The organism is Actinoplanes sp. NPDC004185 (genome assembly GCF_053603475.1).
Genome location: NZ_JBSGFR010000018.1, coordinates 22,718 through 47,416, shown reverse-complemented (window position 1 = coordinate 47,416; position 24,699 = coordinate 22,718). Strand labels below are relative to the sequence as shown.

At 71.5% G+C, this 24,699-nt stretch carries 24 protein-coding genes; 3 read left to right on the top strand and 21 right to left on the bottom strand.

What is annotated here, in order from left to right; all coding sequences use genetic code 11:
• Nucleotides 1–62: 62 nt before the first annotated feature.
• From ACWEOZ_RS19865 to ACWEOZ_RS19820, 10 genes are all read right to left on the bottom strand, one after another.
• On the bottom strand, nucleotides 63–2,585 hold the full coding sequence (locus tag ACWEOZ_RS19865; protein WP_360546070.1) for an ATP-dependent Clp protease ATP-binding subunit: 2,523 nt from the start codon (nucleotides 2,583–2,585) through the stop codon (nucleotides 63–65).
• A gap of 354 nt (nucleotides 2,586–2,939) precedes the next feature.
• Complete coding sequence (locus ACWEOZ_RS19860; RefSeq protein WP_212987871.1) at nucleotides 2,940–3,293, bottom strand: histone-like nucleoid-structuring protein Lsr2; 354 nt, start codon at nucleotides 3,291–3,293, stop codon at nucleotides 2,940–2,942.
• 133 nt (nucleotides 3,294–3,426) lie between these two features.
• Complete coding sequence (gene lysS / locus ACWEOZ_RS19855) at nucleotides 3,427–4,935, bottom strand: lysine--tRNA ligase (protein ID WP_451912141.1); 1,509 nt, start codon at nucleotides 4,933–4,935, stop codon at nucleotides 3,427–3,429.
• Nucleotides 4,936–4,987: 52 nt separating this feature from the next.
• Nucleotides 4,988–5,746, bottom strand: a complete 759-nt coding sequence (locus ACWEOZ_RS19850) for a type III pantothenate kinase (protein ID WP_212987869.1) — start codon at nucleotides 5,744–5,746, stop codon at nucleotides 4,988–4,990.
• Between the two features lie 117 nt (nucleotides 5,747–5,863).
• Entirely contained in the window at nucleotides 5,864–6,727 is an 864-nt protein-coding gene (gene nadC / locus ACWEOZ_RS19845) for a carboxylating nicotinate-nucleotide diphosphorylase (RefSeq protein ID WP_451912140.1), read from the bottom strand.
• Nucleotides 6,724–8,370: an L-aspartate oxidase gene (locus tag ACWEOZ_RS19840; RefSeq protein ID WP_451912139.1), complete on the bottom strand. Its 1,647-nt coding sequence runs from the start codon at nucleotides 8,368–8,370 to the stop codon at nucleotides 6,724–6,726. The genes nadC and ACWEOZ_RS19840 overlap by 4 nt, the downstream gene beginning before the upstream one ends.
• Before the next feature lie 62 nt (nucleotides 8,371–8,432).
• On the bottom strand, nucleotides 8,433–9,368 hold the full coding sequence (locus ACWEOZ_RS19835; RefSeq protein WP_451912138.1) for a septum formation family protein: 936 nt from the start codon (nucleotides 9,366–9,368) through the stop codon (nucleotides 8,433–8,435).
• Between the two features lie 89 nt (nucleotides 9,369–9,457).
• On the bottom strand, nucleotides 9,458–9,886 hold the full coding sequence (panD, locus tag ACWEOZ_RS19830) for an aspartate 1-decarboxylase (RefSeq protein ID WP_451912137.1): 429 nt from the start codon (nucleotides 9,884–9,886) through the stop codon (nucleotides 9,458–9,460).
• A complete protein-coding gene (gene panC / locus ACWEOZ_RS19825) occupies nucleotides 9,883–10,719 on the bottom strand; it encodes a pantoate--beta-alanine ligase (RefSeq protein WP_451912136.1) in 837 nt (278 codons plus the stop codon). The genes panD and panC overlap by 4 nt, the downstream gene beginning before the upstream one ends.
• Nucleotides 10,716–11,603 (bottom strand): Rossmann-like and DUF2520 domain-containing protein, encoded by an 888-nt coding sequence (locus ACWEOZ_RS19820; protein WP_451912135.1) that lies wholly within the window; start codon nucleotides 11,601–11,603, stop codon nucleotides 10,716–10,718. Before ACWEOZ_RS19820 ends, panC begins: the two co-directional genes overlap by 4 nt.
• Nucleotides 11,604–11,750: 147 nt before the next feature.
• Here ACWEOZ_RS19820 and ACWEOZ_RS19815 point away from each other — a divergent pair, with 147 nt between their 5' ends.
• Nucleotides 11,751–12,728 carry an SAM-dependent methyltransferase gene (locus tag ACWEOZ_RS19815; RefSeq protein WP_451912243.1) on the top strand — a complete coding sequence of 326 codons (978 nt, stop codon included), beginning with the start codon at nucleotides 11,751–11,753 and terminating at the stop codon, nucleotides 12,726–12,728.
• The gene (locus tag ACWEOZ_RS19810; RefSeq protein ID WP_433722839.1) at nucleotides 12,725–13,867 is read left to right on the top strand and encodes an NADH-quinone oxidoreductase subunit D-related protein; all 1,143 of its coding nucleotides are present in this window, start codon (nucleotides 12,725–12,727) and stop codon (nucleotides 13,865–13,867) included. Before ACWEOZ_RS19815 ends, ACWEOZ_RS19810 begins: the two co-directional genes overlap by 4 nt.
• A gap of 4 nt (nucleotides 13,868–13,871) precedes the next feature.
• Here ACWEOZ_RS19810 and ACWEOZ_RS19805 read toward each other — a convergent pair whose 3' ends face one another.
• The 4 genes from ACWEOZ_RS19805 to ACWEOZ_RS19790 all read right to left on the bottom strand — a co-directional run bounded on the left by ACWEOZ_RS19805 (nucleotide 13,872) and on the right by ACWEOZ_RS19790 (nucleotide 18,751).
• Entirely contained in the window at nucleotides 13,872–14,903 is a 1,032-nt protein-coding gene (locus ACWEOZ_RS19805; protein ID WP_451912134.1) for a hypothetical protein, read from the bottom strand.
• A 1,233-nt stretch (nucleotides 14,904–16,136) separates the two neighbouring features.
• Nucleotides 16,137–17,135, bottom strand: coding sequence for a glycine betaine ABC transporter substrate-binding protein (locus tag ACWEOZ_RS19800; RefSeq protein ID WP_451912133.1), 999 nt, complete (start codon nucleotides 17,133–17,135; stop codon nucleotides 16,137–16,139).
• A 162-nt stretch (nucleotides 17,136–17,297) separates the two neighbouring features.
• Nucleotides 17,298–18,014: an ABC transporter permease gene (locus ACWEOZ_RS19795; RefSeq protein ID WP_451912132.1), complete on the bottom strand. Its 717-nt coding sequence runs from the start codon at nucleotides 18,012–18,014 to the stop codon at nucleotides 17,298–17,300.
• Nucleotides 18,011–18,751, bottom strand: a complete 741-nt coding sequence (locus tag ACWEOZ_RS19790; protein ID WP_451912131.1) for an ABC transporter permease — start codon at nucleotides 18,749–18,751, stop codon at nucleotides 18,011–18,013. Before ACWEOZ_RS19790 ends, ACWEOZ_RS19795 begins: the two co-directional genes overlap by 4 nt.
• Before the next feature lie 2 nt (nucleotides 18,752–18,753).
• Between ACWEOZ_RS19790 and ACWEOZ_RS19785 the strand changes: the two genes are divergently transcribed.
• Nucleotides 18,754–19,767 carry an ABC transporter ATP-binding protein gene (locus tag ACWEOZ_RS19785; protein WP_451912130.1) on the top strand — a complete coding sequence of 338 codons (1,014 nt, stop codon included), beginning with the start codon at nucleotides 18,754–18,756 and terminating at the stop codon, nucleotides 19,765–19,767.
• A 181-nt stretch (nucleotides 19,768–19,948) separates the two neighbouring features.
• Here ACWEOZ_RS19785 and ACWEOZ_RS19780 read toward each other — a convergent pair whose 3' ends face one another.
• From ACWEOZ_RS19780 to folP, 7 genes are all read right to left on the bottom strand, one after another.
• The gene (locus ACWEOZ_RS19780; protein WP_451912129.1) at nucleotides 19,949–20,440 is read right to left on the bottom strand and encodes a hypothetical protein; all 492 of its coding nucleotides are present in this window, start codon (nucleotides 20,438–20,440) and stop codon (nucleotides 19,949–19,951) included.
• Nucleotides 20,441–20,519: 79 nt separating this feature from the next.
• The gene (locus ACWEOZ_RS19775; RefSeq protein WP_360546100.1) at nucleotides 20,520–20,804 is read right to left on the bottom strand and encodes a hypothetical protein; all 285 of its coding nucleotides are present in this window, start codon (nucleotides 20,802–20,804) and stop codon (nucleotides 20,520–20,522) included.
• A 31-nt stretch (nucleotides 20,805–20,835) separates the two neighbouring features.
• The gene (locus ACWEOZ_RS19770) at nucleotides 20,836–22,098 is read right to left on the bottom strand and encodes an ABC transporter permease (protein ID WP_451912128.1); all 1,263 of its coding nucleotides are present in this window, start codon (nucleotides 22,096–22,098) and stop codon (nucleotides 20,836–20,838) included.
• A 76-nt stretch (nucleotides 22,099–22,174) separates the two neighbouring features.
• The gene (locus ACWEOZ_RS19765; protein ID WP_451912242.1) at nucleotides 22,175–22,654 is read right to left on the bottom strand and encodes a DUF3180 domain-containing protein; all 480 of its coding nucleotides are present in this window, start codon (nucleotides 22,652–22,654) and stop codon (nucleotides 22,175–22,177) included.
• A 35-nt stretch (nucleotides 22,655–22,689) separates the two neighbouring features.
• Nucleotides 22,690–23,217: a 2-amino-4-hydroxy-6-hydroxymethyldihydropteridine diphosphokinase gene (gene folK, locus ACWEOZ_RS19760; protein WP_451912127.1), complete on the bottom strand. Its 528-nt coding sequence runs from the start codon at nucleotides 23,215–23,217 to the stop codon at nucleotides 22,690–22,692.
• Nucleotides 23,214–23,573 (bottom strand): dihydroneopterin aldolase, encoded by a 360-nt coding sequence (gene folB, locus ACWEOZ_RS19755; RefSeq protein WP_451912126.1) that lies wholly within the window; start codon nucleotides 23,571–23,573, stop codon nucleotides 23,214–23,216. The genes folK and folB overlap by 4 nt, the downstream gene beginning before the upstream one ends.
• Nucleotides 23,570–24,403 carry a dihydropteroate synthase gene (gene folP / locus ACWEOZ_RS19750; RefSeq protein ID WP_451912241.1) on the bottom strand — a complete coding sequence of 278 codons (834 nt, stop codon included), beginning with the start codon at nucleotides 24,401–24,403 and terminating at the stop codon, nucleotides 23,570–23,572. Before folP ends, folB begins: the two co-directional genes overlap by 4 nt.
• Between the last annotated feature and the right edge of the window lie 296 nt (nucleotides 24,404–24,699).

Below are 24,699 nucleotides of genomic sequence, written 5' to 3'. Positions count from 1 at the left end.
CAGTGAATAAACGCGGAACGGCCCGGCGCCGAAGCGCCGGGCCGTTCCAGAGATCGTGCTGCTTACTCCTCGGTCGCGGCCGCGCCGAGGTCGGCGGGCACCGCGTCGGGGACCGTGGCACCGCGGTCGGCACCGGTGAAGGTCAGCTTCGACTTCTCGATGTTCTCCGGATCGCCCTCGCAGTCCACCACCACGATCTGGCCGGGGCGCAGCTCGTTGAAGAGGATCTGCTCGGACAGGGTGTCCTCCAGCTCGCGCTGGATCGTCCGGCGCAGCGGCCGGGCGCCCAGGACCGGGTCGAAGCCCTTCTTCGCCAGGAACTTCTTCGCGTTGTCGGTCAGCTCGAGACCCATGTCCTTGTTCTTGAGCTGGGTCTCGATCCGCGCGGTGAAGATGTCGACGATGTGCAGGATCTCGTCCTGGCGCAGCTGGTGGAAGACGATCGTGTCGTCGATGCGGTTGAGGAACTCCGGGCGGAAGTGCTGCTTCAGCTCGTCGTTGACCTTGACCTTCATCCGGTCGTAGTTGCTCTCGACGTCCTCCGACGCCTGGAAGCCCAGCGACACCGCCTTGGCCACGTCACGCGTGCCCAGGTTGGTGGTCAGGATGATCACCGTGTTCTTGAAGTCCACGATGCGGCCCTGACCGTCGGTGAGGCGGCCGTCCTCCAGGATCTGCAGGAGCGTGTTGAACACGTCCGGGTGGGCCTTCTCGATCTCGTCGAAGAGGACCACGGAGAACGGCTTGCGGCGGACCTTCTCGGTCAGCTGGCCGCCCTCGTCGTAGCCCACGTAGCCGGGAGGGGCACCGACGAGGCGGGACACCGTGTACCGGTCGTGGAACTCGGACATGTCGAGCTGGATCAGCGCGTCCTCGGAGCCGAAGAGGAACTCGGCCAGCGCCTTGGAGAGCTCGGTCTTACCGACACCCGAGGGGCCGGCGAAGATGAACGAGCCCGAGGGGCGCTTCGGGTCCTTCAGGCCGGCGCGGGTACGCCGGATCGCCTTCGAGACCGCCTTGACCGCGTCCTCCTGGCCGATGACCCGCTTGTGGAGCTCGTCCTCCATGCGGAGCAGCCGGGAGGTCTCCTCCTCGGTCAGCTTGTAGACCGGGATGCCGGTCCAGTTGCCGAGGACCTCGGCGATCTGCTCGTCGTCGACCTCGGAGACGACGTCGAGGTCGCCCGCCTTCCACTCCTTCTCCCGCTGCGCCTTCTGGCCCAGCAGCTGCTTCTCTTTGTCGCGCAACTGCGCGGCCCGCTCGAAGTCCTGCGCGTCGATCGCGCTCTCCTTGTCGCGGCGGACCTGGGCGATGCGCTCGTCGAAGTCGCGGAGGTCCGGCGGTGCGGTCATCCGGCGGATGCGCATCCGGGCACCGGCCTCGTCGATCAGGTCGATCGCCTTGTCCGGCAGGAAGCGGTCCGAGATGTACCGGTCGGCCAGCGTCGCCGCGGCCACCAGGGCGGCGTCGGTGATGCTGATCCGGTGGTGGGCCTCGTAGCGGTCCCGCAGGCCCTTGAGGATCTCGATGGTGTGAGCCAGCGACGGCTCACCCACCTGGATCGGCTGGAAGCGGCGCTCGAGCGCGGCGTCCTTCTCGAGGTGCTTGCGGTACTCGTCCAGGGTGGTCGCACCGATGGTCTGCAGCTCACCACGGGCCAGCATGGGCTTGAGGATCGAGGCGGCGTCGATGGCGCCCTCGGCGGCACCCGCACCCACCAGGGTGTGGATCTCGTCGATGAACAGGATGATGTCGCCGCGGGTGCGGATCTCCTTGAGCACCTTCTTGAGGCGCTCCTCGAAGTCACCGCGGTAGCGGGAACCGGCGACCAGCGCGCCGAGGTCGAGCGTGTAGAGCTGCTTGTCCTTGAGCGTCTCGGGCACCTCGCCCTTGACGATGGACTGCGACAGCCCCTCGACGACGGCGGTCTTGCCGACGCCGGGCTCGCCGATCAGCACCGGGTTGTTCTTGGTACGGCGGGAGAGCACCTGCATGACCCGCTCGATTTCCTTCTCCCGGCCGATGACCGGGTCGAGCTTGCCCTCGCGGGCGGCCTGGGTCAGGTTGCGTCCGAACTGGTCGAGCACCAGGGAGGTCGACGGGGCGGCCTCGCCCGCGGCGGCTCCGGCGGCCGCCGGCTCCTTGCCCTGGTAGCCCGAGAGCAGCTGGATGACCTGCTGACGGACCCGGTTGAGGTCGGCGCCGAGCTTGACCAGCACCTGGGCGGCGACGCCCTCGCCCTCACGGATCAGCCCGAGCAGGATGTGCTCCGTGCCGATGTAGTTGTGGCCGAGCTGCAGGGCCTCGCGCAGCGAGAGCTCCAGCACCTTCTTGGCCCGCGGCGTGAACGGGATGTGCCCGCTCGGCGCCTGCTGGCCCTGACCGATGATCTCCTCGACCTGCTGCCGGACACCCTCGAGGGAGATGCCGAGGCTCTCCAGAGCCTTCGCGGCAACGCCTTCGCCCTCGTGGATGAGACCGAGCAGGATGTGCTCTGTCCCGATGTAGTTGTGGTTGAGCATCCGGGCCTCTTCTTGGGCCAGGACGACAACCCGTCGCGCTCGGTCGGTGAACCGCTCGAACATGCCCTCGTGCTCCTCACGTGCCGTGCGCCAATGAACTGGCGGGGCCAGCGCACGGGTATCGGTGATACCTGTGCTCTCTCACTCTATCGCCGCCGGGAGACTCTGCTGGGCCCTCGAGCCCTCTGGGGACGTCCTGCGCCGATGTTCTCCCCAACTTCGCACGCTCAACGGCTGTTCCCCACCCTTGCGGAGTACGCGCACAGCGAAATCCCGCGCGCCCGAAGCCCCGTCCACAGCCTGTGGACAACGCTCGTCACCCTGTGGATAACTTACGCAAGGTCGGCGAAGAGCGCGCGAAAAGCCGAAGGGTCCGTGACGCTCGCGCGCCCCGGACCCTTCAACAGGCCGATCGGCTCAGCGGCCGGGCCCCTTGGCGTGGAACTCGTCCACGATCTCCTGCGGGATCCGGCCCCGGTCGGAGATGTCCTTGCCGGCCTTCTTGGCCCACTCCCGGATGGCCTTGTTCTGCTCGCGGTCCGCGGTCGCACCGCCCCGGCCGCGGGCGGCCCGGCCGCCGACGACGACCCCACCGCGCGCGACCTTGGACCCCGCGCCCACGTACGGCGCGAAGATGTCGCGCAATTTCGCCGCGTTCGACTCGGACAGGTCGATCTCGTACTGAATGCCGTCGAGGGCGAACTTGACGGTCTCCTCGGCGTCACCGCCGTCGAGGTCATCGACCAGCTTGTGAATGATCTGCTTGGCCACGCGCCGTTATCCTTCCGAACACAGGTTCTCTGTTCACCCAATCCACGTGAACAATAACGCCCGGGCCGCGTGATCCGTCAATGGCGGGCAGCCGATTGCCACGGTACCGATGTAAATCGTGTCCCGGTACGCCCTACTCCGGGCGTACCAAGGGGAACAGGATCGTTTCCCGAATGCCCAGCCCGGTGAGCGCCATCAGAAGCCGGTCGATTCCCATTCCCATGCCACCGGCGGGCGGCATTCCGTACTCCATCGCGCGCAGGAAATCCTCGTCGAGCTGCATCGCCTCGGCGTCGCCGCCGGCGGCCAGCAACGACTGCGCGACCAGGCGCTCGCGCTGCACCACCGGGTCGACCAGCTCCGAGTACGCGGTGGCCAGCTCGAATCCCATGACGTAGAGGTCCCACTTCTCCGTCAGACCGGGCTCGGAGCGGTGCGCCCGGGTCAGCGGGGTGGTCTCCTCGGGATAGTCGCGGACGAAGGTCGGCTGCTGCAGGGTGTGCTGCACGAGGTGCTCGAAGAGTTCCTCGGCGAGCTTGCCCGGGCCCCACTTCGGGTCGACGGAAAGGTCATGCTTTTCGGCATACCGCTGCAGGCTCGCCAGATCGGTGCGGACGGTCACTTCTTCACCGAGCGCCTCGGACAGAGAACCGAAGAGCGTCACCGAACGCCACTCGCCGCCGAGGTCCAACTCGGTGCCGTCGAAGTGCGTCACGATGTGTGATCCGGCGGTTGCGTTCGCCGCCTCCTGAATCCACTCGCGCACCTGCTGCTGCATGACGTTGTAGTCGGCATACGCCTGGTACGCCTCGAGCATCGCGAACTCCGGCGAGTGCGTGGAATCCATGCCCTCATTGCGGAAGTTGCGGTTGATCTCGAAGACCCGTTCGATGCCGCCGACCACGGCCCGCTTCAAAAAGAGTTCGGGGGCGATACGCAGATAGAGATCTATGTCGAGTGCGTTGCTGTGCGTCACAAACGGGCGCGCGGTGGCCCCGCCGTGCAGCAACTGCAACATCGGCGTCTCCACTTCGAGATAATTGCGCGCGAACAGCGACTCGCGGAGGCTGCGAACCGCGGTCGCCCGGGTCCGGACCATCTCCCGGGCCTGCGGGCGCACGATCAGGTCGACGTAGCGCTGCCGGACCCGGGTCTCCTCGCTCAGCGGGCGGTGCGCGACCGGCAACGGGCGCAGGGCCTTGGCGGTCATGGTCCAGGACGAGGCGAGCACGGAGAGCTCACCCCGGCGGCTGGTGATCACCTCGCCGGTGATGCCGACCAGGTCACCCAGGTCGACCAGGCGCTTCCACTGCTCGAGGGCCTCGGCGCCGACCTTGTCGAGCGACAGCATGGCCTGCAGCTCGGTGCCGTCGCCGTCGCGCAGGGTGGCGAAGCAGAGCTTGCCGCCGTTGCGGACGAAGATCACCCGGCCGGTGATGCCGACCGTGTCGCCGGAGGCCGTGTCGGTGGCCAGCTCGGCGTACTTCTCCCGGAGCTCGGCGAGCGTCGCGGTGCGCTCGAAACCGACCGGGTACGGCTCGACGCCCTCGGCCAGCAGCCGGTCCCGCTTCGACCGGCGGACCCGCATCTGCTCGGGTAGGTCCTCGGCGGGGTCAACGGCTGGGGCGTTCTGCTCGGTCACGGCACGACTCTCTGTAGGGGTTGGGGTTGCGCAAGAGCCTACTAAGGCCGGTTCAGACGTTCCGCTCATATACCATCCGCAGCCCGATCAGCGTGATCATCGGCTCGTGCGCGGTGATCGTCCGGCAGGCGTCCTTGACCAGCCAGGCCAGGCCGCCGGTGGCGATGACCGAGCGTACCGACCCGATCTCGGCGGTCATCAGCTCGACGATCCGGTCCACCTGGCCGGCCACGCCGTAGTAGAGGCCGGACTGCAGGCACTCCACCGTGTTCTTGCCGATCACCGAGCGGGGCTTGGCCGGCTCGACCTTGCGCAGCTGGGCGGCCCGGGCGGCCAGCGCGTCGAAGGAGATCTCGATGCCCGGCGCGAACGCCCCGCCCAGGAACTCGCCGCGCGCGCTGATCACGTCGAAGTTGGTGGTGGTGCCGAAATCGACCACGATCGAGGGACCACCGTAGAGGGCGTGCGCGGCCAGCGTGTTGACCACCCGGTCCGCGCCGACCTCCTTGGGGTTGTCGATGGCCAGCTGCACCCCGGTCTTCACGCCCGGCTCGACGATCACGTTGGGCAGGTCGCCGTAGTAGCGCCCGAGCATCGTCCGCAGTGATCGCAGCGCCGCCGGCACGGTCGAGCAGGCGGCCACCCCGGTGATCTCCACCGCGTCCCCGGCCAGCAGGCCGCGGAACATCAGCCCGAGCTCGTCGGCGGTGGACCGGGCATCGGTCTTGATCCGCCAGTTGTGGACGAGCTTGTCCCCGTCGAAGGTGGCCAGAACAGTGTTGGTGTTTCCGATGTCAATGCAGAGAAGCATCAAAATCCCGATCGATCGAAGGTACGGGCGTCGGGCTCCACAACCGCAGCACCGGCGACTACACCACACCAGTCTTGGTCACGCCGGGCGGGCCGCCCCGCCGGGCGGCCCAAGCTCTCAGCGGGGGCGGAGGTCCAGGGCGATGTCCAGGATCGGGGACGAGTGGGTCAGCGCGCCCACCGAGAGATAGTCCACGCCCGTGCTGCCGTAGGCCCCGACCGTCTCCAGGGTCAGATTGCCGGTCGCCTCCAGCTCGGCCCGGTCACCGACCGCGGCCACCACCTCGCGCAGCAGCTCAGGAGTCATGTTGTCGCAGAGCAGGAAGTCGGCGCCGGCCTCGACCGCCTCCCGGGCCTCGGCGAGCGTGGTCACCTCGACCTGCACCGGTACGTCCGGGAAGGTCGAGCGGACCAGGCGGTAGGCCGCCGTGATGCTGCCGGCCGCGAGCTTGTGGTTGTCCTTGATCATGGCCACGTCGTAGAGGCCCATGCGCTTGTTGGTGCCGCCGCCGACGCGGACCGCGTACTTCTCCAGCGCGCGCAGGCCCGGGGTGGTCTTGCGGGTGTCCAGCACCGTCGCCTTGGTGCCGGCCAGCTCATCCGCCCACTTGCGGGTGTGGGTGGCCACTCCGGACATGCGGCAGAGCAGGTTCAGGGCGGTGCGCTCCGCGGTCAGCAGCGAGCGGGTCGGGCCGGTCACCACGGCGAGGACGTCGCCGCGGACGACCCGGGTGCCCTCCTCGATGCGCTGGTCGAAGGTGGCCGTACCGCCGGAGGTGGCCGCGAAGACCTGGGCCGCGACCGGCAGGCCGGCCACCACGCCGGGCGCGCGGGCCACCAGCTCGGCCGTGTCGACCTGGTCGCCCGGGATGGTCGCCTCGCTGGTCACGTCGCGCGGCGGGTCACCGAGATCCTCGGCCAGCGCCGTGTAGACGACCCGCTCCACCTCAGCCAGGTCCAGGCCCACCGTGCGGTCCGTCATGCCATCTCCTCGAAGGTCTGGGTGATCGTTCCCTTGGGGTCGATCGCGTCCAGCAGGTGCCCGCGCCACTCGTCCAGGGCGTTCGGGTAGTCCTCGCGCCAGTGGCAGCCGCGCGTCTCCCGGCGTTCGGCCGCCGAGGCCACCAGGGTGGCCGCGACGGTCAGCAGGTTGGTGGCCTCCCAGGCCGCGTTGTGCGGGGTGCCGCGCTGCTCGCCGAGGCGGGCCAGCTCCTTCGCCGTGGCGGCGAGCGAGTCGGCCGAGCGCAGCACGCCGGCCCCGCGGGTCATCGACCGCTGCAGGTCGCCGCGGATCGCCGGCGCGACGACCCAGCCGGGCTCGCCGGCCGGGGCCACCGGGTCGGCCTGCGGGGGCAGCTCGGCCACGATGTCGTCGGCGATGCGCCGCGAGAAGACCAGGCCCTCCAGCAGCGAGTTGCTGGCCAGCCGGTTCGCGCCGTGCACACCTGTGCAGGCCACCTCGCCGCAGGCGTACAGGCCCGGGATGGAGGTGCGGCCGCGCAGGTCGGTGCGGACGCCGCCGGAGGCGTAATGAGCTGCCGGGGCGACCGGGATGAGCTCCGTCGCCGGGTCGACGCCGGCGGCCCGGGTGGACGCCACGATCGTCGGGAACCGCTGCTCCAGGAACTCCTTGCCCAGGTGCCGCGCGTCCAGATAGACATGGTCGGCCCCGGTGGCCCGCAGCACCCGGTGGATGCCCTTGGCCACCACGTCGCGCGGGGCCAGCTCGGCCAGCTCGTGCTGGCCGACCATGAACCGCTTGCCGCTCTCGTCGACCAGGTGGGCGCCCTCGCCGCGCAGCGCCTCGGAGATCAGCGGTCGCTGCACCGAGCTCAGGCCGGCCGTCATGAACGACGTCGGGTGGAACTGGACGAACTCCACGTCGGTGACCTTGGCGCCGGCGCGCAGGGCGAGCGCCACGCCGTCGCCGGTGGAGACCGCCGGGTTGGTGGTCGAGGCGAAGATCTGGCCCATGCCGCCGGTGGCCAGCACGACCGCGCGGGCCAGGATCGCGCCGACCCCGTCCTCGCTGCCCTCACCCAGCACGTGCAGGGTGATGCCGCAGGCGCGGCCGTCGGCGGCGCGCAGCAGATCCAGCACCAGGGCGTGCTCGACCAGGCGGATCCACGGGTCGCGGTGCACCGCCTCGTGCAGGGCCCGCTGCACCTCGGCACCGGTGGCGTCGCCGCCCGCGTGCACGATCCGGTCGGCGCGGTGCCCGCCCTCGCGGGTCAGCATCAGCGAGCCGTCGGCGTTGCGGTCGAATTCGGCGCCCATCCGCATCAGCTCGCGGATCCGGGCGGGGCCCTCCTCGACCAGGACGCGTACCGCCGCGGGGTCGCACAGGCCGACCCCGGCGATCTCGGTGTCGAAGGCGTGCGCCCCGGGGGTGTCCAGCGGGTCGAGCACGGCCGCGATGCCGCCCTGGGCCCAGCGCGTCGAACCGTCGTCGATGTTGACCTTGGTGACGACGGTGACGTGCAGGCCCGCCTCGCGCAGGTGCAGGGCGGCGGTCAGGCCCGCGACGCCGGAGCCGACCACCAGCACGTCGGTGGTCTCGGTCCAGCCGGGCTCGGCGGCGGCCAGACGGCGGGGTAGCGCCGGAAGGTCGGCAAGATGCGACATGCGCTCAGTCAACATCGCGCGGGCGCGGAAATCACGGGCGGGGCGGCAAGAAGTGCCGGGCGTTACTGGTACTGGACCGGCATGGCCTTGCCGCCCTTGCCCTTCAGCGAGGACGTGAGGGTCGTCGCGTCCAGCCACAGGTAGCAGCGCACGCCGCGGTCGCCCAGTTCCCAGACGTCGTTCCCGCCGGGCAGCGAGATCACGCCGGCCCGGAACTGCAGGTCGTCGTCGTCCGGCACGCCGACGTACGAGGCGATCCGGCTGCGGCACCCGTCGTGGAATTTGTCCCACTGCTCGGCGGTCCGCGGGTAGCCCGCCTTGCCGGCGTCCCAGATCCCGACGAACTCGGCGTTGTGCTTGGCCGAGCACTCCCGGGCCGGCATCGTGCTGATCTTGCCGTCCTCGTCGAGCAGCACGTTGTAGCAGGTCAGCAGCAGCGGCGAAGCACGCTCGTCGAGTGCCCCGCGCAGGCTGCCGACCCGCTGCACCAGGCCGCCGTCGTCCTCGACCGAGCTGCTCACCAGCACCTCGCAGCGGTACCAGCGGGCGCCCCCGGCCCAGGCGGCCCGGGACGGCTGGGTCACCCCGATCCACAGCCGGGCGGTACGCCACGGCCCGCCCACGTACGCCGTGGTCCTGGCATCGCAGTCCTGGTACGCCGCCCGCGCCCCCGCCGAGTCCTGCGCCGGCGGATCGGACGCCTCGGCGGCAGGGCTGGGGTACGTGCCGACGTACACGGTCTCGGTGCGGTGCTTGAGCTTGCAGTCGACCTCCTCGTACGTCGACCGGGGCCCGAACGTGGTGAAGTTGGCCAGATGACACGTCTCCGCGGCCGGGGTGAAGCCGGTCGGTACCCCGATCGCCGCCCAGCCGTCGGTGAGGTCCCCGTCGACGCCGGCCGGATTGCCGCACCCGGCGGCGAGGGCCAGCGTGAGCAGGCTCAGCGCCGCCGCGACCGGCCACCGCCGCGTACGGCGCAGCCGGGGCAGGTGTCGCATGAACCGAGCCTCCCGGGAGCCGGCCGATGTCCGATTTGTCGATCATAGGGCAATCGACCGGACCGGGACGGCGGGACGGAGAACCTCGGTCAGCCGGCCAGCAGGGCGCCGTCCGCGCGTACCGGATCACCGGCCATGCCGTCCGCGACCGCGGCCGGATCCGTGCCCAGCTCGATGATCTTGTTGGCCGCGTCCACGTGCACGACCCGCGGCCGGTACGACCGGGCCTCCGCGTCGCTCATCTGCCCGTACGAGATCAGGATGACCAGGTCGCCGGGGTGCACCAGGTGGGCGGCGGCGCCGTTGATGCCGATGACGCCGGTGCCGCGCTCGCCCGGGATCACGTACGTCTCCAGCCGCGCGCCGTTGGTGACGTCGACGATCGCGACCTGCTCGCCGGCCAGCAGGTCGGCCGCCTCCATCAGGTCGAGGTCCACGGTCACCGAGCCCACGTAGTGCAGGTCGGCCTGGGTCACCGTGGCCCGGTGGATCTTGGATTTGAGCATGGTGCGGATCATCGGGCGGCCTTCCCCAGCAGGACCGGGACGTTGTCGATCAGCCGGGTGCTGCCGACCTTGGCCGCGACGAGCAGCCGCGCGGGACCGTCGGCCGGCGCCGGGCCGAGCAGCGGGTCGGTGAGCGCCAGATAGTCGACCTGCACGCCGGGCTCGTCGGCGAGGATCTTGCCGGCCGCCTCCAGCACGCTCTGCGCGTCCGTCTGCGCGGCGCCCTCTCGCAGGGCGTGCGACAGCGCCAGGGCCGCCACTCGCTGCTCGGCCGACAGGTAGCGGTTGCGGCTGGACAGGGCCAGGCCGTCGGCCTCCCGGACCGTGGGCACGCCGACGATCTCGACGCCGATCTCCAGGTCCTTGGCCATCCGGGTGATCAGGGCCAGCTGCTGGAAGTCCTTCTCACCGAAGAACGCCAGGTCGGCCCGGGTCAGCAGGAGCAGCTTGGCGACCACCGTGAGCATCCCGGAGAAGTGTCCCGGGCGGCTGGCGCCCTCGAGGATCTCGCCCGTCGCGCCGGCGTTCAGCGTCACCTGCGGCGTGCCGCCCGGATACATCTCGTCGCGGTCCGGGGCGAACACCACGTCGACCTGCTCGGCCCGGCACGCCTCGACGTCGGCGGCCAGGGTGCGCGGGTACTTGTCGAAGTCCTCGTTCGGCCCGAACTGCAGCGGGTTGACGAACACCGTGACGATGACGAAGTCGCCCCGCTCCCGGGCCACGCGCATCAGCTGCCGGTGCCCCTCGTGCAGGGCACCCATGGTCATCACGACGGCCACCCGGCCGGTCGCGGCGGCGCGGGCGGCGGCCAGCTCGGCCCGGGTGTGGATGAGCGCGGTCATGAGGGACTCCCTACGGTCGCCTGGGCGAGAACATCCATCAACAGCGTCGCGTCCTGCGGCCGCAGCCGCCCGGCGGCGATGGCCCGGTCGGCGGTGCGCCGGGCGAGTGCGAGATACGCCGGTACGGACTCCGGCGCGATCCGGCTCAGGTGCTTGCCCACGGTGCCCGCGTCACCCCGCGACACCGGGCCGGTCAGCGCGGCATCGCCGAGGCTCAGCGCGTTGTCCAGGGCGGCGTGCAGCAGCGGCGACAGCACGGCCTCCGGGTGCTCGACACCGGCCGCCCGCAGCAGATCGGCGGCCTCGTTGACCAGCGTGACCAGATGGTTCGCGCCGTGCGCGAGGGCCGCGTGGTAGAGCGGGCGGGCGTCCTCGGCGATCCACTCCGGCACCCCGCCCAGGTCGGTGACCAGCCGCGCGGCTAACGCACGGTCCCGGGCGGTGACGCCCCAGGCGATGCCGGGCAGCCGGCCGAGGTCGGTGTCGGCGCCGGTGAAGGTCATCGCCGGGTGCAGCGCGAGACCGTCACGATCACCGAGCACCGCCAGGCCGTGCGCGCCCGAGGTGTGCGCCACGACCGTGCCGGCGCCCAGCGAGCCGGTCGCGACCAGGCCGGACACGACGGCGGCGAGGTGGTCGTCCGGAACGGCGAGCAGCAGAAGATCGGTGGCGGCCCGGGCGACCTCGTCGGCGGGCAGGATGGCGGCCTGCGGCAGGAGGCGCTGGGCGCGCTCCCGCGAGGCGGCGGAGACGGCGGCCGCGGCGACGATCCGGTGCCCGGCGTCCGCCAGGGCGGCACCGAGCACGGCACCCACCCGGCCGGCTCCGACAACACCCACGACCAGGGGGCGAGCGCGCTTTCCGGCGCGCGGCACAGCGCTCATAGAAAGATCCAGTCCTCGTGGCAGGGGTACCGGTCGATCGCAAGTATGCGCCGATGTAACACGCCCGTGACAAGGGCGTGTGAACAACTGCACCGGGCGTTCACGCCTAGATTGGCCAGCGTGACGAGCCTGGGTTGGCGAGCGGCGATGACCACTGCCCTGTACGGACCGGACGGCTTCTTCACCCGGGCCGGCGAGGGGCCCGCGGACCACTTCCGGACCAGCGTGCACGCCTCGCCACTGTTCGCCGGGGCGCTGCTGCGGCTGATCAGCGAGGTCGACGCCGCCCTGGGCCGGCCGGCCACCCTCGACGTCGTCGACGTGGGCGCCGGTCGCGGTGAACTGCTCGCCGCCCTGCACGCCCTGGTCGATACCGACCCCGCGCACGGCCTGGCCCACCGGATCCGCTTCACCGGGGTCGAGGTCGCGGCCCGGCCGGCGGGTCTGCCGGCCGGCATCTCCTGGCAGCGGTACGTGCCCGAGCACGTCACCGGGATGCTGCTGGCCACCGAGTGGCTGGACAACGTGCCGCTGGACGTGGCCGAGGTCGACGCCGAGGGCCGGCCCCGGCGGGTGCTCGTCGACCCCGCCACGGGCGAGGAGATGCTCGGCCCCGACGTGGACGCGGCCGACCGGTTCTGGCTGAGCCGCTGGTGGCCGTCGGCCCGGCCCGGCGACCGGATCGAGCTGGGCTGGCCCCGCGATGTCGCCTGGGCGGACGCGGTCGCGGCGGTCCGGCGGGGCTGCGCGCTAGCGATCGACTACGGGCACGTGCGCTCGGCGCGGCCATCGCTGGGCACTCTGACCGGCTACCGGGAGGGAAGGCAGGTGCCGCCCCGGCCGGACGGCAGCACTGACGTGACGGCCCACGTGGCCGTCGACTCAGCTGCGGCGGCGGCCGGGACCGCGTACCGGATCATCAGTCAGCGGGCCGCCCTGCGCGGCCTGGGCATCGACGGCGGCCGGCCACCGCTGGACCTGGCCCGCAGCGACCCGGCGGCCTACCTGCGGGCGCTGAGCTCGGCGGGCGCGGCGGCCGAGCTCACCGACCCGGCCGGGCTGGGCGGGCACTGGTGGCTGCTGCACGAGGTCGGCATCGAGCTCCGTGGGACGATGACGGCATGAGCGACCTGCGGGAGATGACCGTCGGCACCGGGTCCGGGTTGGACACCGCCGACATGGTGCTCAACATCGGCCCCCAGCACCCGTCCACGCACGGCGTGCTGCGGCTCAAGCTCACCCTCGACGGCGAACGCGTGGTGTCCTGCGAGCCGATCGTCGGCTACATGCACCGCGGCGCCGAGAAACTCTTCGAGGTGCGCGACTACCGGCAGATCATCGTCCTGGCCAACCGGCACGACTGGCTGTCGGCGTTCTCCAACGAGCTGGGCGTCGCCCTCGCCGTGGAACGCCTCATGGGCATCGAGGTGCCCGAACGCGCGACCTGGCTGCGGATGGCGCTCGCCGAGCTGAACCGGGTGCTGAACCACCTGATGTTCCTCGGCTCGTACCCGCTGGAGATCGGCGCGATCACCCCGATGTTCTACGCGTTCCGCGAGCGGGAGACGCTCCAGGCCGTCATGGAGGAGGTCTCCGGCGGCCGGATCCACTACATGTTCAACCGCGTCGGGGGGCTCAAGGAGGAGGTCCCGGCGGGCTGGACGTCCCGGGCCCGTACGGCGATCGACGAGGTGCGCCGCCGGATGCCGGACATCGACCGGCTGATCCGGCGCAACGACATCTTCCTGGCCCGCACGGTCGGCGTGGGCGTACTGACCGCGGAGCAGGCCGCGGCGTACGGCGCCTCCGGCCCGGTGGCCCGGGCCAGCGGCCTCGACCTGGACCTGCGGCGCGACGAGCCGTACCTGGCGTACGACCAGCTGGACGTGCCTGTGGTGACCCGGGAGGCCGGCGACTGCCACGCCCGCTTCGAGGTGCTGCTGGACCAGGTGTACGTGTCCCTGGACCTGGCCCAGGCCTGCCTGGACCGGGTGGACCAGCTCAGCGGCCCGGTGAACGTGCGCCTGCCGAAGGTGGTCAAGGCGCCGGAGGGCCACACGTACGCGTGGACCGAGAACCCGCTCGGCATCAACGGCTACTACCTGGTGTCCCGGGGCGAGAAAACCCCGTGGCGCCTGAAACTGCGCACGGCGTCGTACGCCAACGTCCAGGCACTGGCGACGCTGATCCCCGGCTGCCTGGTGCCGGATCTGATCGCGATCCTCGGGTCGATGTTCTTCGTGGTCGGGGACATCGACAAGTAGCCGGCTACCGGCGGCCCCGCGGCTCACGGCCGCGCGGCTCACGGCTGCGCGGCGTCCGGCCGGGCGGGGCGGCCATCGAGTCGGGGCCGTACTGGTCGGCAGGCCGGCTTTCGGGCTGTTCGGTCTGCAGGTTTTCTTTGTCGAGCACGAAGCCGCCGGACGAGTCCTGGGCGAAGAAGGGCGAATCCGCACGGCCGAAGCCGCTGGTCCTCGGACGGTCGTCGGCGGTGGGGTCGGGATAGTGGTAGACGCCGGTTTCCGGCCGGTCCCGGGCCGCGGGATCGGCGTGGCCGTAGTCGGCGGGGGTTGAGTTCCAGGCCTCGGCGCCGGTTTCGTCGTAGCCGTGGCTCTGGTTGTCATAGCCGTGGCTTTGCTCGTCGTAGCCGTGGCTTTGGTTGTCGTAGCCGTGGCTTTGGTTGTCGTAGCCGCTGTGGCCGCCGTCGAAACCGGACCGGGCGTCGAAGCCGGACCGGGGGTCGAAGCCGGCGTGGCCGTCATAGCGGGACTCGTGATCGAAGCCGGCGTGGCCGCCAAAGCCGGACCCGGGTTCGAAGCCGGCCTGGGCATCAAAGCTGGACTCAGCGTCGAACCCGGACCGGGCGTTGAAGCCGGACTGGGCATCGAAGCCGGACTGGCCGTCGAACCCGGACGAGGCATCAAAGCCGGCTGGGGCGTTATGGCCACCCGGGACGGCGTAGCTGCCGGGGACGTCATAGCCGGCGCCGTAGGACGCGGTGCCGTGCGCTGGCGGCTCCGGTAGGGCGCTCAGGCCGTAGCGGGCGATGTCCGTGCCTGTGTCAGGGGCCGCATGCCGTCGGGACGGTCGCTGCGCCGCCGGGACCTCCGTCGCGTAGCCGGCGTCCGCGGTGGCGGGAGCGTCGTATTCGGCGGCTGCCCCACGCTCGGCCCAGGCTGACCCGGACAATCCGGGGCCGTAGGGGCCGGAGTGCCCAGCCGAGTCGGCATATCCATCGGGGTTCGCGGGCGGCACCACCCCGGCCGCGCGCTGACGCGGCGCGGCACCGGCGGGTCGCACCGAGGCCACTGCTACCGGCGCCGAAACAGCAGCGGCTCCTGAGGCCCTGGCCCCCGGCATGGGCGTCACGGCCGGGACCACGGACGCGGTCGCCACCACCGGCCGGGCGGTGCCGACGGACCCAGAGGCGGGTTCCGGATCCGGCAACCACCCACCGGCTTGCTCGTGCCCAGGCGCAGCTGGCGCCCCCGGCGCAGGAGCCGACGCCCGGCTGCCGGGCCGGGACCCCTGCACCACGCCGCCTGCGGTCCCGGGCACTGCGGCCGACGCCCGGCCGCCGGAACCGGACAACCCAGCCTCGCGACCGGCCCCCGGCACCGAACCACCGGCCCGGGCCGCCACGTGCGCCGCGCCCGCAGCGGACCCCGGCACGGCGGCCGATGCCCGGCCACCGGTCGTGTGCCCAGCCGGCGCCCGACCACCACCATTCGGCTCGGCACCTACCGGCCCAGCCGCACCCACCGCGCCAGGAGCACTCACCGGCCCGGCCGTAGCCCTAGACCCCGCCGCACCCACCGGCCCAGCCGCGCCCACGACGCCAGACGCCCCCACCCGGTCGGCCGCAGCCCTAGACCCCGCCGCACCTACCGGCCCAGCCGCACCCACGGCGGCAGACGCACCCATCCGCCCGGCCGCAGCCCTCGACCCCGCCGCGCCAACCGGGCCAGACGCGCCCACCGGGCCAGGCCCACCCATCGGCCCCGCCGCACCGACCGGCCCGGCCGTGCCCATCGGTCGCGGTCCCGCTGGAGCCAGCGCAGCAGCCGGCGACCCGGCCGCCCGCATCCGGGTCATCTCGTCCTGCAAGGCCTTGACCCGCTGACCCGTCCCCCGGGCGCTGGCCGCGATCTCTTCTCGGAGCTCGTCGCGCATCGCCGTGACCTGGTCCTCGACGTCCATCTTGAGCAGCACCGGGTCGTTGCGGACCAGCAGCGCCGCGCCGATCAGGACCACGCAGACGGCGATGAGCAGGACCGCGAAGCGGATCGAGTTGTCGCTGCCGCCGAGCAGCGCGACGAGGGCGGCGACCGGGGCCAGGCCGACGCCGGCCCAGATCAGGGCCGTGAGTAGGCGGGCGTTGGGCTGCGCCTCGGGGTCCCGGTCAGGCATGGTCGCAGATGCTACCGAGAGCGGCAGCCGTCACGAAACGGGCAGATGCGGGGCATCGCTCTTGCGATGCCCCGCATCCGGGGTGATTCGGCCGGTCCGTGAGGAACCGGTGACAGGTGGTCGTCAGCCGGCGGCCAGGGCGCCGTCCGAGCTGAAGACCAGGCCGACGCTGATGGTGCCCTGCTTGAGGCCGGTCTTGGTGAGCGGGCCGCCCGCGTCGAGCGAGCTGAACTTGCCCGCCTCGAACTTGTAGGTCTCCACGAGGCCCTGCTGGCACTTGGGCCGCTGCGGGCACTCCGGCGGGCCACCGAGGACGGTCGCCGCGCCCGAGCACTTGGCCGCGAGGTCGGACAGGGTCTTGACGGAATACTTGGTGGAGAAGGCCTCCGTGGTGGCGAAGGCGTTCTGGTCCTGCGCCGCGGAGGGCTTGCCGAAGACCAGGCCGACCTTGCCGCCGAGGGCGGTCAGGTTGGTCATCGTGGTGTCGAGCTGCGGCGAGGAGGGGTCCTTGGCGCTCTTGCCGTCGACCTTGCCGGACAGGAACGTCGCCAGGGTGGCCGCGTACTCCGGGACGACGTCGATGTCGCCCTTCTCCAGGGCCGGCTCGTACAGCTCGCGGTTGCCGATCTGCTGGACCTTGACCTTGTAGCCCGCGGCCGTCAGGGCGATGTTGTAGAGCTCGCCGAGGGTCGCGTTCTCGCTGAAGTTGGCCGCGCCGACCGTCAGGTCGCCGCCGGGGCCCTTCTCGATGCCGGTGGTGATGGAGTTGGCCGTGGCGAACTCCTCGGCGGCCGCCTTGGACGACTTGCGGTCGATGTCGACGGCCTTGTTGAGCTCGATCAGCTTGGTGGTGTCGAGCGCCGCGGAGACCTTGTCGAGCGCGGCGATGAGCTGCGGCGACGAGGCCTTCTTGTTGATCGCGGGGACGATGTTGTCGGTGTTCTGCAGGTTTTTGTCGTCGGTGAGGACGACGAGCTTGTCGCCGGCGACGGGGGCGCAGCCGTTGCCCGCGGCGGAGCTCGCGGGGGCCTCCGTGCCGGAGGAGCCGGACTCGCCGCAGCCGGCGAGGATTACGGCGGCGGTCATGAGGGTGCCGGCCGTCAAGAGCAGGTGTCGACGCATACTGCCGCCTTCTGTGTCCCGGCACGGCCAGGGGCCGCGCCGCGTGTCCGACGGGCAGTCGGTGTCCGATGCCCGTGTGTTTTCAGTTTGCCGGGCGCGCTGAGCGGCCCATGTTCATTCCTACTCGCAGGGTCCGACAAGTTTCGTAACGATGCGAGACCATTACCCGGCCGGGGCCGCTGCGGTGGGCCGGCGGCGCCGGTCCGTCCGGAGCGCAGCCGGTGTCACCAGTCGTTGTACGCCTGCGAGCACCGCTTCCACCAGCAATGCGAGCAGCGCCACAGCGATGCCGCCGGCCACGATCTGCCCGCCGCCGCCGTTGCTCATGCCGATTCCGAAGCCTGCGGAGATGATCTCGCCGAGCCCGCCGCCGTTGACGAACGCGGCCAGCGCGGCGGTCGCCACCACCTGCACGGCCGCGGTGCGCAGCCCGGCCGCCAGGTACGGCACCGACAACGGCAGCTCCACCCGCCGCAGCACCTGTCGGCCGGAGAGCCCCATCCCGCGCGCCGCTTCCCGGGTCTCCGGGTCGATCTGGCGCAGCCCCGTGTACGCGTTGGCCAGCAGCGGCGGCACCGCGAAGACGGCCAGCGCGACGACCACCGGGGGCTGGCCGAAACCGAGCGGGGTCAGCGGCAGGATGGTGAGCAGGGCCAGGGTGGGGATGGCCAGGGTCAGGTTGGCGAAGGTGAGCACCGCGCCGCCGCCCCGCCCGCGATGGCCGAGCCAGATGCCGAGCGGCCAGCCGATGACACAGCCCAGCAGCACCGCCCACAGGCTGATCAGCAGGTGCTCCTGGAGGCGGTCCAGCAGGCCGCCGGGGTTGGTCCAGTTGAGCGGGTCGTTGAACCAGACGAAGCCCTCTTGGAAGTAGTTCACGAGCTGCGCTCCCTCGCCCACGGGGTGAGCAGCCGGCCCATTCCGGCCAGGGCCAGGTCGAGGACCAGCGCCAGGCCGACGCAGAGCAGCGTCCCGGTCATGATCTCGGCTTTGTAGAAGTTGTTCCGGAAGCCGCCGAGGATCATCTCGCCCAGGCCGCCCTTGCCGATCAGCGAGCCGACTGTGACCAGGGCCACGGTCGAGACGGTGGCCAGCCGCAGGCCGGTGAGGATGCCGGGCAGGGCCAGCGGCAGCTCGATGCGCCACAGCCGGCCGAAGCGCCCGTAGCCCATGCCGGCCGCCGCGTCGCGGACCTCGGCCGGGACCTGGGTGAGCCCGGCCAGCGAGTTGCGGGTGAGCACGAGCAGCGCGTACAGCACGAGGGCGATCAGCACCGACGTGTCGCTGGTCGTGCCGACCGCCGGCGCGACCAGAGCGAGAAGTGCCAGCGACGGGATCGTGTAGAGGACGCCGGAGAGTGCAAGAATCGGGCCGGTCAGTGGTCGCCACCAGTAGGAGACGACCGCCAGCGGCAACGCGACGATCAGCGCGATGATCACCGCACGGGCGGTGAGACCCGCGTGGAACTGCAGTGCGGACAGGATCTCGCCGGCGTTGTCGTGGACATAGCGCCACGAGAACCACGGATTTCCCGGCCCGTCATCGGCGGGGGCGGCCAGCTCCCCGGGAGCAGCGAGGGGCCACGCCGGCACCGGGGCCCTCGACAGGAAGGACATACGTGGACGCTACCGCGATCAACGACTCCGGCGCTGGCCGGACCGCGGCGTCTATCACGCTCGAGAACGTCGGGAAGGTCTATCCGGACGGGACCGTGGCGGTCGGCGACATCAGCCTGGAGGTGCGGGCGGGTGAGCTCGCCGTGCTGATCGGGCCGTCCGGGTGCGGCAAGTCCACCGTGCTCCGCATGATCAACAGGCTGATCGAGCCGTCCAAGGGCCGCATCCTGATCGACGGCGCGGACGTCTCGCAGCAGGACCCGGTCGAGCTGCGCCGGCAGATCGGCTACGTGATCCAGAACGTCGGGCTGTTCCCGCACCAGAGCATCCGCACCAACATCGGCACGGTGCCGCGGCTGCTGGGCTGGAACCGCAAGCGGATCAAGGACCGCGCGGACGAGCTGCTCGAGCTGGTCGGGCTCGACCCGAAACGCTACGGCGGCCGCTACCCGCACGAGCTCTCCGGCGGCCAGCGCCAGCGGGTGGGCGTGGCCCGGGCCCTCGCGGCCGACCCGCTGGTGCTGCTCATGGACGAGCCGTTCTCCGCGGTCGACCCGATCGTGCGCGGCCGGCTGCAGGAGGAGTTCCTCCGGCTCCAGGAGGCGGTCCGCAAGACCATCGTGCTGGTCACCCACGACATCGATGAAGCCGTACGGCTGGGCGACCGGATCGCGGTGCTGGCCGAGGGCGGCCGGCTCCTGCAGTACGCGACCCCGGCCGACCTGCTCAGCAAGCCCGCGTCGGCGACGGTGAGCGAGTTCGTCGGCACCGACCGGGGGGTACGGCGGCTGGCGGTCACCCCGGTGCGCGACGTGATGCGTCCCGTCGGGCAGATCGAGGAGATCGAGCGCCTGCCCACGGTCGACGTCTCCGGCACCCTGTACGACGCGCTCGCCGTGATGCTGACCAGCGACTCGCTCAACGTCGTGGTGATCTCCGACGGCAAGCCGGTGGGTGCGGTGTCCCGCTCGGCCCTCTTCGACGCGCCGAACGCGGAAGCGGCGGCGCCGGCCTGACAGCGAGCTCGGCCTGACAGCGAACCGCGGCGTGACCGGAGGACGGGGAGATCGTCCGGTCACGCCGCGGGGTGTCGCGGCGGTGCGGTGCCCGCGGGGGGCGGCGGTCACCTTGGTGCCGCGGCGGGCCCGGATCGTACGGCGGCGCGGGACGCCGCACGGCCGGGCCGGGAACGAGGCTCTAGTGGGTGCCGCGCCGGCCACCGAGGGTGGCGAGTCCGATGATCCAGCCGACGAAGAGGCCGTAGGTGGCGCCCTCCCCGGCGGTCCGGAACGCGCCCAGCAGCGACGGGTTGGCCAGGAACAGCGTGGTCAGCAGGGCGGCGAAGCCACCGGCGAAGATGTAGGACGCCCAGCCGGCGAAGAACTGGCTGATCGTGCCGCGGGCCCGGGCCAGCTGGGAGCCGGGCAGCAGGTAGAGGAAGACCAGCGTCAGCACGACCACCAGGATCGCCTTGAGGTCGCCGATCACGATGGAGCGCAGCGAGTCGTCGGAGTCGAAGCGCCAGTGCGGCCAGGCCAGCAGGCGCAGCCACCAGCCACCGGCGGTCTCCGGGTTGGTGTTGTCCTGGACCCAGTCGGCGTACCACGGGCTGCCGAAGACCAGGACGAGTATCAGCGCGGCTATCGTGCCCGCGCCGGGCGCAGTTTTGTAGCGGTTGGTGAGAGCCATGAACCCGCTATTTCCCTGCGGATTCCGCTCGCCAAACGCGCCGGAACTGATATCCGTGAATGTGTGCCTTGCGGTGGTGTCAGTGCTTTTGCAGGTAATCGATGAAGGCTGCCCGAAGCAGCGGCTCCTGCTCCCCGTACCCGTGCCCGGTCAGTTCACGCCACAGAGCGACCGCTTCTTCGATCGTCGGGCCCACCGTGTTCGGTGCGCCGTCCAGCGACGCCGCCTCGTCCGCGTCGGGCAGGTGCTTGAACACGGACCAGAAGAAGCTCAGGTCACGGTGCTCCCGCGCCTTCGCGAAGGCCCGCTCACGCAGTTCCTCGGTGGGCAGGGCGTCCAGTTCGGCGAAGGTCGAGTCGGTCATGACTGCCAGCATAGGGCGCAACGGCGCACCCTCAACGGGCACTGCCCCACGGCCCCTCGTCCCAGCGCAGGGGCTTGCTGTCCGGCGGCTCGGGCGAGGTGGACCAGCTCTGCGGCATGTCCGGGGTCCACGTGGTGCCGGCCGAGGCCGCGGCGTTCCAGTCCGCCGCCGCGGGCACCGGCAGCGGGCGCCCGTACGTCTCGACGAGCCGGGTGACGATCAGGCCGCCGCCGACCGCGCAGGCCGCGATCGCGAACAGCGCGATGTCGAAGTCGCGGCGGGCCGCGTAATCCAGGAAGAGTGTCAGCCCGGCCACCGCCAGCAGGGTGCCGAAGATGCCGCCGCGCCGGCCGTACGCGCTGGTGCCGGCGAGCAGCGCCGCACCGAAGGCGAGGCCGGTCCATTCCAGGCCGGTGCCGGGCACGATCGGCGCGGTGGACTGGGCCGCCTGCAGGATGCCCGCGCCGACCGCGAAGACCGAGGAGAGCACGAGGGCGGCGATCACCGGGAACGCCGCGGCCACCCCACGCCGCTGGGCCGGGTCGCCGGCCGGCCGCTGCCGGCCGACCAGCCGCCGGATCGGCATCACGGTGCCCAGCGCGCCGCCGATGACGGCCAGCAGGGCGAAGCCGCCGAAGAGGTAGAACGCCTGGTTGGCCGGGTCGTAGTCGGCCTGGACGGTGACCGGCGCGGTGCGCAGCTGGTCGTAGACGACGACGCCCATGGCCCCGCCGAGCGTCGCGGCCCAGCCGGGCACGTGCAGCACGAGCACGAAGACGGCCACGATCAGGCCACCGGCGGCCGCCACGATCAGCGCCGGCACGGCCGCCTGGACCAGTCCCTCGTCACCGTTCTCGGCGAAGTGCAACGCGGCGCCCAGGGCGATCGGTCCGACCGCGAGATTGGGCACGCCGGCGCGCAGCGTCAGGCCGGCGCCGAGGGCGAGCAGGCCGATCGAGGCACCGGTGATGAGCAGGGTGTCCAGCGCCGGGCGGCGCAGGCTGGCCGGGTCGAGCCGATAGAGCAGGTACGCGATCGCGGCGACCGCCAGCAGCAGGACGATCTCCCAGCCGATGTGGATGCCCAGCCGGTCGCGCCCGTCGTCGAAGTCCCCGCCGCGGCGACCGTAGTCACCGGCCGGCTCGACGAGCTGCACACCCTCGCCCTCGTCGGGGTCGAGGTCACGCCGCCGGGCCCGGAAGTCGGTGGCCGCGATGCCGGCCCGGTACGCCGCCGGGTCACTTTCGCCCTGGTCACCGGTATTACGCCGATATGTGGTCTCGTCGTAGGCCATCTCGCACACCTCCTTCGCCGCCGGCACAGCATACGGAAACGAGGGGCCCTCAGTTCAAGTCCCGGATCGGACTCGATCAGGACCGTCCGGCCTGCTGTCCCGGGCCGCCACTGTCCTTCTGGTCGGGTTTCTCCGGCACCCGGCACGAACGTTCCAGCCACAGCGCCGCGCCGACGAGCGCGAGCGCCGCGACCACCCCGGCGATGGCGGCCGGGACGTCGTCACGAGCAGCCCGGGTCGGCTCCAGCGCCAGCCAGGCCAGCAGCCCGGCGGAGAATCCCCCGAACAACGCGCCGGCCAGTGACGACGCCTTGGCCAGCACCGCGTACCGGGCGACGGCCAGCGGATCGACCCGGGGGGCGCCGGGCTTGCGCTGGATCCGGGCCGCGGTGTTCTGCGCGAGGGTCGCCTCGACGACGGCCAGCGTGCCGAGCACGATGATCGGCAGCCAGGGCAGCCGGGGCATCTGCGAGTACAGGGCGCTCAGCAGCAGCCAGCCGACCGCGGCGGCGGCCAGCCCGGCCACCACCAGGACGGACAGGCTGGTCGGCCGCATCGACGGATCGGGTGCGCCACCGCCGGGGTTACTGCTCACTCTTGTGACTCTAACGGCAGATCGGGCCGCGGGGTCAGCGCGTTCGCGTCGGCGGTGAGCTCCGGGGCGTTCAGCAGGTCGGTGACCCAGCCGTGCCCGGGCAGCTGGGCGTAGGGCTGCAGATCGAGCCAGGGTTTGAGCACGAACGCGCGCTGGTGGGCCCGGGGATGCGGCAGGGTCAGCTCGGGGTCGTCGCTGAGCACGGGCGTGCCGTCGTCCTGCCACACCGCGATCACGTCCACGTCCAGCGTGCGGGGGCCGAAGCGCCGCTGCGGGTCCCGGACGCGGTCCGCGGCCTGCTCGACCGCGCGGACCCGGGTGAGCCAGCCGGCCGGGTCCGCCGCCGGGTCCACGGCCAGGACCACGGCATTCAGGTACGCCGGCTGGTCGACGTCACCCCAGGGCGGCGTCTCGTAGACCCCCGAGACCAGGACGACGCTCTCGCCGAGCTGCTCCACCGCGCTTTTCAGGTACGCGTACCGGTCGCCGAGGTTGCTGCCCAGCGAGAGGATCGCCCGGGTCATCGGGCCCGCCGGAGGGTGACCGCCACGTCGGCGAACTCGAGCGGGATCGGCGCCTGCGGCTTGTGCACGGTGACCGTGGCCGCGGTGACCCGGGAGTCAGCCAGGCAGACCGTCGCGAGCCGGTCGGCCAGCGTCTCGATCAGGTTGACCGGCTCGCCGGCGATCACCTCGGCCAACCGGCCGGCCAGCTCGCCGTAGTGGACGGTGTCGGCGACGTCGTCGCTGGCCGCCGCCCGGGCCAGGTCGAGTTCCAGCTCGACGTCGACCACGAAGTCCTGGCCGTCGCGCCGTTCGAAGTCGAAGACCCCGTGGTGGCCCCGGACGCGCAGGCCGTGCAGGGAGATGCGGTCGCTCACGGCGTACCCCCGGATGTTGACGTTGATCGGGAAAGGCGCGGGCTGCCGGTGGCGCGCCACACGGCCAGGGCGTCGACGGTGGCGCGTACGTCATGGACCCGGACGCCCCACGCCCCGGCCGCGACCGCCAGCACCGACGTGGCGATCGTCGCCGCTTCGCGGCCGTCCACCGGCCGCGGCTCGCCGTCCGGCCCGGCGAGCAGCCGGCCCAGGTAGGTCTTGCGGCTGGCCGCGAAGAGCACCGGATGACCGAGAGCGATCAGCTCGTCCAGGTGCGCGCTGAGCGCCCAGTTGTGCTCGGCGTGCTTGGCGAAGCCGATCCCGGGATCGAGGATCAGCCGCCCGGGGTCGACGCCCGCGGCGACCGCGGCGTCCACCCGCTGCAGCAGCTCGGCGCGGACCTCGGCGACGACGTCGTCGTAGTGCGCCAGGTCGAGCATCCGGCGGGAGTGCCCGCGCCAGTGCATGAGGATCCACGGGCAGCCGGCCTCGGCCACGACCCGGGCCATGTCCGGATCGGCCAGCCCGCCCGAGACGTCGTTGACCAGCACGGCTCCGGCGGCCAGGGCCGCGGCGGCCACCTCGGCCCGGGTGGTGTCGATGCTCAGCGGTACGCCGGCGCCGGCCAGCGCCTCGATCACCGGCAGCACCCGTGCGGTCTCGGTCGGACCGTCCACCCGATCGGCGCCCGGCCGGGTGGATTCGCCGCCGATGTCGATGATGTCGGCTCCGTCCCGGCGCAGCGCAACGGCGTGCTTGACAGCGGCGTCGAGATCGGCATACCGCCCGCCGTCGGAGAAGGAATCCGGGGTCACGTTGAGCACGCCCATCACGACCGGGTGATCTTGCTGCAGCAGCGGATCGCCGCTGACCTGCGCGGTCGTTGCGATACCGGTCGGATCAGTCACGGGAAGAAGGTACCGGGCCTCTGGTTTTAGAACATGTGTACGATGCAACGTGACTCATCTTCAGTCATGTCTTTACCTTGGGTAACGAATCAGGCAGCTTGTAGGTAAGAAGTACGGCCCGTACTCTTCGGAACTGGGCATCATTGAAGGACCGAAGAGAGCAGACGGGCTTTGGGTAGGACAGGAGCGCCCTGAACAGCTCACTCGACGCGGTGAGC

Coding starts and splice junctions, on each gene's coding strand:
- ACWEOZ_RS19810 (WP_433722839.1), top strand. CDS start 12,725: ATGAGCGACCTGCGGGAGATGACCGTCGGCACCGGGTCCGGGTTGGAC.
- ACWEOZ_RS19815 (WP_451912243.1), top strand. CDS start 11,751: ATGACCACTGCCCTGTACGGACCGGACGGCTTCTTCACCCGGGCCGGC.
- ACWEOZ_RS19840 (WP_451912139.1), bottom strand. CDS start 8,370: ATGTCGCATCTTGCCGACCTTCCGGCGCTACCCCGCCGTCTGGCCGCC.
- ACWEOZ_RS19765 (WP_451912242.1), bottom strand. CDS start 22,654: ATGCGGCCGACCAGCCTGTCCGTCCTGGTGGTGGCCGGGCTGGCCGCC.
- panD (WP_451912137.1), bottom strand. CDS start 9,886: ATGATCCGCACCATGCTCAAATCCAAGATCCACCGGGCCACGGTGACC.
- ACWEOZ_RS19790 (WP_451912131.1), bottom strand. CDS start 18,751: ATGTCCTTCCTGTCGAGGGCCCCGGTGCCGGCGTGGCCCCTCGCTGCT.
- ACWEOZ_RS19835 (WP_451912138.1), bottom strand. CDS start 9,368: ATGCGACACCTGCCCCGGCTGCGCCGTACGCGGCGGTGGCCGGTCGCG.
- panC (WP_451912136.1), bottom strand. CDS start 10,719: ATGACCGCGCTCATCCACACCCGGGCCGAGCTGGCCGCCGCCCGCGCC.
- ACWEOZ_RS19820 (WP_451912135.1), bottom strand. CDS start 11,603: ATGAGCGCTGTGCCGCGCGCCGGAAAGCGCGCTCGCCCCCTGGTCGTG.
- ACWEOZ_RS19770 (WP_451912128.1), bottom strand. CDS start 22,098: ATGGCCTACGACGAGACCACATATCGGCGTAATACCGGTGACCAGGGC.
- folK (WP_451912127.1), bottom strand. CDS start 23,217: ATGACCCGGGCGATCCTCTCGCTGGGCAGCAACCTCGGCGACCGGTAC.
- folP (WP_451912241.1), bottom strand. CDS start 24,403: ATGGGCGTGCTCAACGTGACCCCGGATTCCTTCTCCGACGGCGGGCGG.
- ACWEOZ_RS19850 (WP_212987869.1), bottom strand. CDS start 5,746: ATGCTTCTCTGCATTGACATCGGAAACACCAACACTGTTCTGGCCACC.
- ACWEOZ_RS19780 (WP_451912129.1), bottom strand. CDS start 20,440: ATGGCTCTCACCAACCGCTACAAAACTGCGCCCGGCGCGGGCACGATA.
- ACWEOZ_RS19800 (WP_451912133.1), bottom strand. CDS start 17,135: ATGCGTCGACACCTGCTCTTGACGGCCGGCACCCTCATGACCGCCGCC.
- ACWEOZ_RS19775 (WP_360546100.1), bottom strand. CDS start 20,804: ATGACCGACTCGACCTTCGCCGAACTGGACGCCCTGCCCACCGAGGAA.
- ACWEOZ_RS19865 (WP_360546070.1), bottom strand. CDS start 2,585: ATGTTCGAGCGGTTCACCGACCGAGCGCGACGGGTTGTCGTCCTGGCC.
- nadC (WP_451912140.1), bottom strand. CDS start 6,727: ATGACGGACCGCACGGTGGGCCTGGACCTGGCTGAGGTGGAGCGGGTC.